This window comes from Carboxylicivirga sp., assembly GCF_982718395.1.
Genome location: NZ_CEXQWX010000176.1, coordinates 1 through 11,914 on the forward strand (window position 1 = coordinate 1; position 11,914 = coordinate 11,914).

8 protein-coding genes are annotated in these 11,914 nt (G+C 38.3%); 2 read left to right on the forward strand and 6 right to left on the reverse strand.

Annotated features, from left to right (window positions below; translation table 11 throughout):
- Both AC4MRQ_RS21770 and AC4MRQ_RS21775 read right to left on the reverse strand, forming a co-directional pair.
- A partial coding sequence (locus AC4MRQ_RS21770; RefSeq protein WP_491199838.1) for a hypothetical protein occupies window positions 1-805 on the reverse strand: 805 nt, incomplete at its 3' end.
- 142 nt (window positions 806-947) lie between these two features.
- Window positions 948-2,939 carry a DUF349 domain-containing protein gene (locus tag AC4MRQ_RS21775; protein WP_491199839.1) on the reverse strand — a complete coding sequence of 664 codons (1,992 nt, stop codon included), beginning with the start codon at window positions 2,937-2,939 and terminating at the stop codon, window positions 948-950.
- A 176-nt stretch (window positions 2,940-3,115) separates the two neighbouring features.
- Here AC4MRQ_RS21775 and trmD point away from each other — a divergent pair, with 176 nt between their 5' ends.
- Complete coding sequence (gene trmD / locus AC4MRQ_RS21780) at window positions 3,116-3,799, forward strand: tRNA (guanosine(37)-N1)-methyltransferase TrmD (RefSeq protein WP_491199840.1); 684 nt, start codon at window positions 3,116-3,118, stop codon at window positions 3,797-3,799.
- Between the two features lie 72 nt (window positions 3,800-3,871).
- Here the strand turns inward: trmD and AC4MRQ_RS21785 are convergent, their stop codons facing one another.
- On the reverse strand, window positions 3,872-6,724 hold the full coding sequence (locus AC4MRQ_RS21785) for a PD-(D/E)XK nuclease family protein (protein WP_491199841.1): 2,853 nt from the start codon (window positions 6,722-6,724) through the stop codon (window positions 3,872-3,874).
- Window positions 6,725-7,356: 632 nt separating this feature from the next.
- On the opposite strand from AC4MRQ_RS21785, the gene AC4MRQ_RS21790 reads away from it, so the two are divergent.
- Window positions 7,357-9,705, forward strand: coding sequence for a TonB-dependent receptor (locus AC4MRQ_RS21790; protein WP_491199842.1), 2,349 nt, complete (start codon window positions 7,357-7,359; stop codon window positions 9,703-9,705).
- Between the two features lie 64 nt (window positions 9,706-9,769).
- Here the strand turns inward: AC4MRQ_RS21790 and AC4MRQ_RS21795 are convergent, their stop codons facing one another.
- The 3 genes from AC4MRQ_RS21795 to AC4MRQ_RS21805 form a co-directional block, all read right to left on the reverse strand.
- Window positions 9,770-10,018 (reverse strand): hypothetical protein, encoded by a 249-nt coding sequence (locus tag AC4MRQ_RS21795; RefSeq protein ID WP_491199843.1) that lies wholly within the window; start codon window positions 10,016-10,018, stop codon window positions 9,770-9,772.
- A gap of 259 nt (window positions 10,019-10,277) precedes the next feature.
- Window positions 10,278-10,472 (reverse strand): DUF6132 family protein, encoded by a 195-nt coding sequence (locus tag AC4MRQ_RS21800; RefSeq protein WP_491199844.1) that lies wholly within the window; start codon window positions 10,470-10,472, stop codon window positions 10,278-10,280.
- 28 nt (window positions 10,473-10,500) lie between these two features.
- Window positions 10,501-11,760, reverse strand: a complete 1,260-nt coding sequence (locus AC4MRQ_RS21805) for a permease (protein WP_491199845.1) — start codon at window positions 11,758-11,760, stop codon at window positions 10,501-10,503.
- Between the last annotated feature and the right edge of the window lie 154 nt (window positions 11,761-11,914).

The window sequence follows — 11,914 nt, forward strand, 5'->3', positions numbered from 1 at the left end:
CGTATTTAAACTTGAGTGTTAATACTGGCAGATGCGCTAAATCTTTTTCAAGAACCAGAATGGGTTTTAGTTTGGCTGCCTTGTTATTGATAAAGAAACCTTCCACTTTAACATGATAATCACGCACACAGTTCTCAACGAAAGTAGACATGTATGTATCTACACTTCGTTCAGGTATGAGCAGGTGATTTACCTTTTGGAATGGTCTGAACTTTTTGCTATCAATATTCTGGAAACGAAAAAGTTGGTTATTGATCAGAAAGGAGCAAGGGGAGGCTGTTACTTCAAGTACCTCGCGGTTAGTTAAGCCCATTTCACCATTTTCGGTTTTTATCTTAAGGGAGTATCGTAAGCCAGTATTGTCGAGCGTAAATTCAAATTGCGGTTCATCAAACAGGGTTTTAAGTTTTATTCTGTCTGATTGATACATATGACTGTAATTGGGGTTCTTAAAGAAAACCGGTATTTCGGCCAATGCAATAATCTCCAGAGCTTCCGATATTTTCTGATCCATTACCGGACGAATATGATCCAGTGTGAATTTTTCTTCCAGTTTTTCGTAAAAGAGTTTGAGGTTTTTTTGCTTTGAAAAGCGTTTGAATAAGTTTTGTTCGTTAATTGTATTGAGCAGCTTAACAACCTCAATCTGTGCAGGTGAGAAATCATATCGTTGACTGGCAATGTGTTCAGTGGTGGCCTGTTCAACCAATTTCAGAGTGCCGGTTTCATTTAATTCGGCATAGAATGGTATTAATGTAAAACCAACATGACGCTTCTCAGAAATAACGGTAATAAATTGCTCCATAATTTTCCTGCAACTCTTTTTTTGACTGTGTTATTAATTTTTAGAACCAACAAATATAGTATCATTATACAATGCAGTGGTTGATTTGAGCAAAAAAAAGACCGGTACAAAACCGGTCTTCAGATTATATAAATCCTATCTTTTATTCTTTTCCTTCCAGCATATCCAGCTTTTTATTCAGCAGCTTAATATTACGGCGTCCCGTTTCGATCTTATGCTTAAAGTCGCGAACCAATGCTTCAGATTTTTTAGACTTTGCAAAGAAACCAATGTTGTTTTCCCATACGGTAATGTCGTTCTCCAGCTGTTTCAGCTTGTTGATGATCTTATTGCGTTCCTGGGTTAATTTATCATTGGCATGTTCTGTTTTGTAGCTTTCAATTTTGTTTCTGAACTTCTCAACATTTTTCTCGAATTCGTTCAGGTTCAGGTTGTCGAAATAACTGTTAATGTGAGAACGGAATTCCTGATTAACCTTATCTTTTTCTCTAATTGGTACATGACCAATCTCGTTCCAGCGATGCTGAAAGTCCTGAAGTTTCTGGAAGTTTTCTTCAGCATTATCGCTGGGCTCAAAAGCCTTAACTTCTTCGATTAATGCTTCTTTTAATTTCAGGTTTTCATCCTGTGATTCATCTTTTTTACTAAAGAAAGCTTTTTTGTGCTCAAAGAACGCATCACAAGCTGTTCTGAAACGTTTCCAGATAGCATCGGATTGTTTACGTGGTACTGGTCCAATCTCTTTCCATTTCTTCTGAATGCGAATGTATTCATCAGTAGTACGTTTCCAGTCTGTACTGTCTTTCATACTTTCAGCCTGAACACATAAATCAGTCTTTAACTGGAGGTTTTCAGCTTGTTCAGACTTGTACAACTTAAAGAACTGACGCTTATTATTGAAAAACTTATCGCAAGCAGTTCGGAATCGATCGTAGATACGGTTGTTATCTTTTTTAGGCGCAAAACCAATGGTCTTCCAAATGGTTTGCAGCTCAATCAATTCTTTACTTTTGGCTTCCCATTCTTTTGGAGAGTGCAACTCCAGTTCCGAGAGTGCTTCGGCTTTTTCACAAAGCTCTGTTTTAGCTTCCAGGTTTTTCTGAAGCTGATCTTTTAAACCTTCAAAATATTCCTGGTGACGCTTGTTTATTTTAGAAGTAGCTTCTTTGAAGCGCGCCCATATCTCTTCTTTTTCTTCGCGAGGCACCGGACCAATTTCGCGCCACTGTTCGTGGTATTTCTGCAAGGTTTTAAATGCTTTAACAATGGTAGGTTCCAATAATAGCTGTTCTGCTTTCTCGCATAAATCAATCTTCGCTTCTTTGTTTTTCTTCAGGTCAAGATCTCGAAGTTCTTTATTGATCTTTATATAGCTATAAAAGTTTTCAATGGTATGGTTGTAGGTTTCCCACAAATCATGCACACGGTTTTGAGGGATAGAACCTATACTACGCCATTTTTCCTGATATTCTCTAAAGTGTTGGAAAGTTTCATTTAACGACTCCTGACCATTAATCAATTCTTTAATGCCTTCAATCACATCCAGCTTAGCCTGCAGGTTGGCTGCTTTTTCTTCTTCCAGTCGCTTGTTGAATTCGGCACGTCGTTCCTTAAACTCTTTCAAATAACTTTTCAGGTCAATTTCCAATGTGTCAACAGGAGCCGAAAAGTTTTCTTCTAATTCACCCGATTCGATGAATTTACGTTTGATATTTTCAACTTCAGCAGCATGCTTTTTGTAAAAAGCTGACTTGATGGCTTCAACCTCTTCTTTTATATTTTCAACCGGAAAATCTTTTAACACACTCTTCAGGCGTTTCACCAACTCTTCTTTGGTGAGCATGATGTGATCAACAGGTTCCAGTTTGGGTTGCTCTTCTTTGGATTCTTCTTCTTTAGGTTCTTCAGTACTATCTTCACTTACAGTTTCAGCTGTGTTGTCTGTAGTTTCAGCTGTCGTGTCGGTAGCTTCTGTTTCTTGTACGTCTGATTTTTCTGTTTCTTCGGCAGTATTCTCTGCAGGAGTAGGCACCTCGTTCTCGGGTGTGTTGCTGGCAGGCGTATTTTCAGTTTGATTTTCTGAATTCAAACCTGCACCATTTTCGGTCGGTTTGTTTAGGTCTTGTGCTTCCATAAGCTTTGAGTTCGTATTACTTCGCCAGGCAACTATTTACCTTAGCGTCAATTTCTTTTTACGAATATATTGTAAATCGGGCAATGGGCAAATTATTTATCACAAAAAGAAAGCTAAAAGCTAATCGTTATCAGCTAATCGCTTTTAGCTATCTTTGCCGAAAATAGATAATCAGCATGCGCATAGATATATTGACCTTATTCCCGGAAATGTTTGAGGGTCCTTTAACTCAATCCATTATGAAGCGGGCCGTTGATAAGGGCCTGGCCGAGATGTATTTTCATGATATCAGAGATTATACCCTTGACAAACACAAAAAAGTGGATGATTATGCTTTTGGAGGCGGTGCAGGTATGGTAATGACCATTCAACCCATTGCTGATTTGATTGAAAAGCTGAAATCAGAGAGGAATTACGATCATATCATCTATATGACACCGGATGGTCAGCGCTTCGAACAGCGAATTGCCAATACATTATCTCTGGGTGAAAATATAATGATTCTGTGTGGACATTATAAGGGCGTTGATCAACGCATTCGCGACAACTATATAACCATGGAAATATCCATTGGTGATTATGTGTTGACAGGTGGGGAGCTGGCCGCTGCCGTGGTTTCGGATGCCATTATTCGCTTGATTCCTGGTGTTATGTCAGATGAAACTTCTGCGCTTACTGATAGTTTTCAGGATGGATTACTATCGCCACCTGTGTATACACGCCCTGCCGAATATAAAGGCTGGAAAGTACCGGATGTATTATTAAGTGGTAACCAGGCAAAGATAGATGAATGGCGTGAGCAACGGGCTTATGAGCGTACGAAAGAGATAAGGCCGGATTTGTTGGAAGATAATGAATAGAGTTTAGTGATCAGAGTTTAGAGTTTAATGATTGCACTTTTCAACTAATCACAAATATCTAACCACTATTCACTACCTATTACACATCGTTCTATAAGTACAAAACCTGCATTTATCCAAATTTTCGACAGTTTGAAAGGGAATTTCAGGATTATACAATGTATCGAGCAATGCATTAAAACCATCGGCAAATTCCTCTTTTACTGATTGAAGCAGGATAGGTGCTTTATCCTTTCCTGATTTTATAAACAGCCTGGTATCATAGCTGCGTTTGAATACATCGCGCACCCAAATAACAGATGGTTGAATTGGTGTCACTTCTTCCGATGTTTCATCTAAAATAAGAGAGTAGAGCAAAGTCTGGAAAGTGGCCTTGTTCTTTTTATGCTTATCGGTGTCAAACAAATCGGCGATGGAGGTGATGGTAGGATCACCAGTGCCGGTTTTATAGTCCATCACACTTAAGATGCCATCTTTGCTTTCCAACCGGTCAATATAACCTCCGATGTTAATACTAAGCTGATCATGTTTATAAATGTGTTCTACCTTACGTTCCAGATCAACAATGGTAAAGGGAGCGCGTGTCTTTTCCAGTTTAAGGAATTGTAGCAGATAACGCCGGATGACTTCAAAAACCATGACGTTTTTACCATGTATTTCGGTAAAGGCCTTGCGTCCTTTTTCATAGTCGGTAAGATGCTTGTTAAAACCTTCACGGATTAGATCATCCAGCAGTTTCTTGTTCTTCATCCAGCTCTCAATGGTAGCAGCTTCCACATCTTTACCTATGTGCGATTCATAGAGCTTTTCTACTACCTCATGAAAGATCAGACCAAAAATACGGGCATCGGCTTCCTCAGTAATCTCATCCGGTTCCTGAATACCTGCAATCTTTTGGTAGTAAAAGCGCATGGGGCACTCAATAAAAACTGATAGAGCACTGGGTGACAGGAATTTTTTATTACCCGATTTATACTCTTCCAGTTGCGCCATTACGACTGGTGTTTTTTCAGCAATGGGTGTTGGCGGACTTAGCAGAGCCACATTGCCCGAAGCTGTTTGGGTATTGATTTGGGCATTAAATTCATATTTAAGCTGATACAGGTAGCGACTCATTTCATTTGATTTCATACCCTGAGCCCTTGTTGAATAGAGTAATTCAACCTTTTTACAGCGATGAATCAACCGGAAAAAGTAATAAGAGAAAATGGTGTCCTGCAACTCGATGGTCGGTAATTCAAAACCGGCTCTTAGAGTAGAGGGTATAAAGGTGTTGGGTGCCGATGTTTTTGGGAAAACACCTTCATTTAAATCCAAAATAATCAGTTTGTCAAAATCGAGGGCACGTGTTTCCAGTATTCCCATTACCTGTAAACCTGCCAGTGGCTCGCCTTTAAAGGGGACCGTCTGAAAATCGGCCAGCTTTTTATAGAGCTTAATCCATGTTTCGGTGGTGATGTCAGCCTGTTGGTTTTGCTCCAATAAATCCTGCAAGCGAACAATGCTTTTATGCAATGCAAACACAAACTCTTGTTCCAATAGTTTATCCTCCTGAGGATGCAGTAGTTCATAAATCTTTGTCAGGATTTTATTTAAATAATCGGCCAGTCCACTACCATCATTCACCTTCTTAAACAGGAGTTTAAACAGTGGGTTGATCTGTATATCTCTGGCTTTTGTGAAAATGATGTTTTCCTTCACCAGTTTCTTGTGCAGATTCCGGCAATCTTCAGGTGCCAGTAATGATATATACTGATGCTGCAGAACAGGGAGCACGTGACGGTGATATAGCCAGGTACCTTCGCGACTACTTCGGGCATTACGCTGCAGTTCGAACAACAGGTTGACCAGCCCATAAACAGGAGTATTATTCAAAGGATACCCCATGGTGACGTTGATGCGGTCTACATTTTCGGGTATTCCATGCAGGGTTGGCATCAACAAAGTTTCGTCGGCCAGCACAACAGCTGTTTTCAGATCACTTTCGTATGATGAACTTAAAAAAGAGTGAACTGATTTTAGTTGTTCGGTGGGATTGGCAACAGCCGTAATGGTAATATCCGGCCCTTCGTTATTCAGGGGTAAAACAAAGTCTTTAGGAGCTGGATACCTGTTTTTATTTTCGTTAACAAACAGGCCAGGGCCTCGTGTGTGGAAAGCGTTGTCAGCATCCTTTTCCATCCAGGGCGAATAGTCCCAGAAGAATTGAGCCAGCCTTCTTTTCTGAAGATGATCCATCAGCTTTTTCTCGGCTGGAGTTAATGCATTTAAGCCTACAAAAACAACTTTTTCCCAAGGGATATCCAGTATCTCTTCATTAATTAGCTGATCGGCAATTTCGCGATATACCATGCCTTCAAAAGCCAGTGACTGCTCTTTTAAATAACTTCTAAAAGCCTTGTAAACGTGAGGTATATGCTCCCAGTTTTCGAGAAAATGATTTTGGTGTGAAGATAATTGGTCAGCTTTAAAAGTGCCCCAAAAGGTTCTGATGGCCTCCAACTGCTTTGGGGATAAATGACTGTAATCGTCATCCAGCGCTTTTAACGAAATAAGATTAGAGAAGAGCTGGTCTACATCCACCAGGTATTTGTCGATGTCATCAAAATCGCCCAGAAACATTTCGCCCCATGGCAGGAATTCATCAAAGGTGCTGTCTTTTCCTGTGACTTGATTGTAGACCAGGTGTAAGGAAAACAAAAGCGTAATATTATCGGCCACGATGGATTTTGATAACGAAGCAAAAAAATCGTTGATGGTCATTACCTTGGGAGCCCAGCTTGGACGGTCAACTAACTGCCGGAGATGATTAGTAAAGAAAATACCGGCTCGCTGACTTGGAAAAACAAAGCAGTAGTCTGCCAACTCATTCTTTTTATTTTGATGGAAATAGTTAGCTATAGCGTTAAGAAATCCTGGTGTCATGTGTTGAGCTTTATTCAAACAAAGATAGTAAATAGAGTAGGATTTGTTTTTAAGCAGGGGAGAATCGCAGGTAATGTTTTACGGATCGAATCTTTATGAGTAAGCTGCCAATAAAGATTCGATCCGTTTACCAAAATGATATGGAATTGCCATGTCGAAAGCTATAGAAAGAAGAACGCACAGGCGTTTTGCCCTACTTATCCGATGAATATGACCGATATGCAATATTCATCGGATAAGTCTGTTATATTGACCTTAAATGCGAATCAATGGTTGAAATAAGTATGTATGTATCGCACTTTCAGTGCTTTTTCATTTTGTTGTATTGATCGCAGGGCTTCACCCTGCGCTTTTATGCATAGGCCTTTCAGGCCAATTGTTTGGATTTTTTATCAGTCCTGAAAAGGACGATACATATCAGCATAGTCCGATAGGGCTATGGATATAAAATTTATGATTTTGAGGACTGTAAGTCTGATACATATATGTTCTGCTTTAATTTCAACTGTTGATTGGAATCTTAACAATGTAGTTTGAGACGGTCAATATAATTTGCATGAATATACAATTATTCAACTAATAACTTAGTTGAATAAAAACAATTGATTATATTCGGGCCAAATTATAATCCAATGAGATACTTTTTTGCCCTGATTATTTCTACCCTGACGATTAATACTTACGCAATCACACACCAGGTTCATGGTCGCTTAAAAGACGCATCAACCAAAGAAGTAATAGAATTTGCAACGATAGTTGTAAGCACCAATGAAAATGATTCTGTCGTTACTTCACTGATTACAGATTCCAGGGGGGAGTTTGTATTTAATATAGAGCCGGGACAATATCATATGGATATTCGTTTTCTTGGTTATAAAACAATTCATCAAAGGATTAGTGTAGAAAGTCAAAACCTTTATTTGAATACCATTTTGATGGAGATTGATGATAACAAGCTTCAGGCGGTTAATATCACAGCATCGAGCTATACGGAACAATTTGATCGAAGTGTTCAGACCGTTACAAAAGATTTTAAAGCCGGAACGAATAATGTTAATGATTTACTCTCAAAAATCAGAGGTATTAGCATAGATCCGCTGGATAACTCAATCAGGGTTGACAATGAGGAGAATGTGCTGTTATTGGTAGATGGAGTGAAAAAGGAACAAGCGTACATAAAGAAGTTGCCACCTGATCGGGTAAGTCGAATAGAAGTTTCAAGAAATCCAACCGGGCGATACATCAGCGAAGGGTATTCGTCTGTTATTAATATCATCTTAAAAAAGAACTTCAGCGGCTACAATATTTATCTTGAAGAACAGAGTTTTTATTCGCTTGACCAATCCAATGGCGATGATGTGTTATTTAAAAACATGGCTTCAATTGATTTAACTTATAGCATCAAAAAAGTCAATGTTTATGGATCGTATGCTCATACAAAATCAAATACCAATGTAACGGTCGAAAACTTAAAACAACTTGGAGAAGAAGGCTTGGTAAAAGAACCAATTACTGAACCTAATTCAATCAGAGATGGTTTATCGCATAATTGGGTTTTGGGTACCGACCTGTTCTTAACTCCATCTCAAAGTTTAAGCCTGGAAACAAATATTATTCATTCGCCAATATCAAAAAACAGTACAAACAGAAGCTATAACAATATTCTAAACGTAAATGACGGAAAGGAGATATTTGAGTCCGCTTTATTGAACGAGCAATCGGAAAATACCTGGTATTCTCAATTAGCTTACCGGTATAAAATCTCTGAAAACAATAGAGTGGAATTAGATTACGCTTACAATATAAACGAATCGAAACAACGGAATTTATATACAGAAACCACAGGGAATGAAATGAACCAAAGGTTAAATACCAGGCGAAATGCCTCCATCTTTGACGTTAACTTCAATCATCAATTTAATAAAACCTATGCTTTGGATGTTGGATACAAAAACGTATACCGCTCTTATAAATACAACTATCTTTCTTTAACAGGTGAGAAGAGTACCGAAACCAACAAAGACATAAGAAACCTGCTTTACGCATATTTAAGCTATACACCTAAAGGCAAGGTAAAAGCTAAGGCAGGATTTGCCCTTGAACAGAACATATTGAAAACAGCTGGTCAAACAAACTATAACAATTCAGTACAGCCGTATTTAAGCATTAACTATAAGCAAAGCAAAAAACTAAGCATCACGTTAAATATCAACTCTCAAAGTGAATATCCTTATGCATCGCAGATTAATCCTAATGAGCTTACCATAGATCGATTTACCCATGAAGTTGGAAATCCCTACCTGAATTACTCAACGAGCTATACAAGTTCCCTGGATTTTAAGCTGTTTAAGAATAAGCTAAGCATTGAACCGTTTTATAGTTACACCAATAATTTTATCTCAAAAACAGGGGAGTTGGAAGATGACTATTTTCTTTATAGCTATTCAAATCTTGATAAACATGAATCATACGGTGTTAAGATGAGTACAAAGCTAAGTTTAATACCCAAAAAAATGTTCTTCAACCTGACGGCGTCTTATAATAATGATCGAACCGAATACGGCAACCACAATAATTCCATTAAGGATTATAACATTAACAGTAATGTTCTGTTCCTTTCAGGAAGACACAAAACCCTGTATGCCTTGATGTTTAAAAAAATGAACGCAAAAAAGATACAGGCACACGGCTATTTTAATAATGACAATGATTACCTGGGCTGCATTGTTAAACAACCATTTTTTAAGGGTAAGATGGCAGTTACATTCCTTTATATTTTGCCCGTAGAGTGGGGGGTAAGTTATTCAATGGAAGATTACTTCGAATACGATACTTACAAAGATCACACAACAACCAGAGTGGGTCTGCTGAAGAATTTATTTATGGCCAAAATATCATTCTCAATAGATAAAGGGAATGAAGTAAAGTCGATTGATAAGAAAGATTTTAAAGAGAAAAAACAAACAAAAGGGTTCTTTTAATTGGAGTCATTCTTCTACCAAAATGATTTGGAATTGCATTGTTAGCGCATATCTATAATATACGCTAGCACCTGCCCCTGGCGCATGGACTATTGGTGAGGTAAATGCCAATGGCAAGTCCAATAGCTGTGTTTTGCAAAGCATCATCATTCCAGAATTCTTGAGTGCCGGCACCTTGTCCGAAATAAAAAATGATATACCCAATGAGAGCACAAATGAGGCTGACAATAACTGTTTTTTTTAAGTGAGTTGATTTGATCGTGCGTTTAAACCAGTTTCCTTCCGGTTTGATTTCTAACTTTTTAAATTCCATAGTGCTTACTGACTAGTTGTTTTCTTATAAGTACAGTCCTTAATACGAATCAGTGGATAAAATTAACTTTTAAATGATAAATGTGCCGGACTTACAGTCCTCAATTCCTTTATCTGTCTAAACATAGCCCTAACGGACTATGCTGACATGTATCGTCCTTTCAGGACTATTAAGTATTGCTTTTATACTTAGGAACGAAAGGTGAAACCCTTCAATGAACGATAATAAGGCTCTGAAAGTGCGGTACACTGCTGTCTCTTTATCTCTTAATTCGCATTATTAATATGCCAGAAATAAAACCATATAATGAACTTTTAATCGGACTTGAGGTAATAGCACATGAACCACTTGAGCAGCCCACAAATCTCCAATACAAGTAACCGGCAACCAGGCCAATTAATCCACCGATTAGTGGTCGGGCATATTTTTTTAATAAGGATTTAATTTTTCTCATCTAATTCTAAAATAATTGCCTGTAAAGGTTATGGGACTTTGTACCCGAGCTTGTGAATTGTTTCTTTGACTTCTTCCATATCTATTTGCTCGCCTTCGAGTCGTACCGTTTTTTGAGGCAGGTTAACCTCAACCTGGTTGATATAAGAAAGTTTGTTGAGGTTTGATTCAACATTATTCTTACAATGGTTGCACGACATGCCTTCGACCTGGATTGTTTGAACTTTCATTCTATTATTATTTACCGTGTTAATATTTGTTTGTGTACTTTTTCTGTGCCTTTGCAGGTATCCATTGACAATGAGCAGACCTAAAATAACAGCCGATGAATATTGCCACCAATTACTTACATATTCATGATGATGACCAATATGTTGAGATGCAAATTGGGTGAACCATTCTGTTGGTAAGGCATAATCAATGAGTAATCCAAATAATAATGCCCCCGTAATAATGGTTCCCAGGTAAGTGAATAAACTCTTCTTACCAAGTGTACGTGCAATAACGGTTATGGTGGCTGCATTTGTGGCTGGTCCGGCCATTAATAAAACAAAGGCAGCTCCCGGGCTGATACCTTTTAAAATCAGGATGGTTGCCAAAGGTATTGATCCCGTGGCACAGATATATAAGGGAATTGAAACGACTAAAATCATCAGCATCTGCAGGAGAGGAGGCATATTAAGCAGTTCAAAGAAGTCATTAGGGATGAGAGCTGAAATAATAGCGGCTAATACCAGCCCAATCAATAACCACTTTGATATATCCTGGATAAACTCAACAAATCCGTAACGCAAGGCGTCTTTTATTTTTTCATTGAAAGAACTGTATCTTCTTTCGGATGGCTCACTAAGCTTGTTTGTACTTTCTGTTTTGGTAATGGAACTTGTGATGATACCACCTGTAATACCGGTTATTAAAGCAGCAAGAGGTCTGACGATTGCAAATGGTAATCCCATTAACGAAAAGGTAGCCAACATGGAGTCAACTCCTGTTTGTGGAGTTGATATAAGGAAGGAAATGGTACCTCCTTTTGAAGCACCATTTTTGTATAAGGCTGCCCCGGTTGGTATAACTCCACACGAACATAGAGGCAATGGTATACCAAAGAGTGATGCCCATACCGATGATTTTACCCGGTTTCCATTAAAAAAACGTTCAATCTTATTTTGCGGAATAAATGCATGTAACAAACCCGCAAAGAAAAAACCAAGCAGGAGATAGGGCGACATTTCGGCCATTAAACCTAAAAAATCACTTAAAAATACCTGAGAGATTTCAATTATATCCATTGCACCAGTTTCTTAGACTATACAAAGAACGGAAGAATCGATATAATAACTTTTACATGATTTTGGAAAAGAGTAATACTATTTTGGGATTATACTTTATCCAGCGGTTTACGTGTGTTTGTTTTGAGCTTTTTAAATTGAGTAGGAGTCAGTC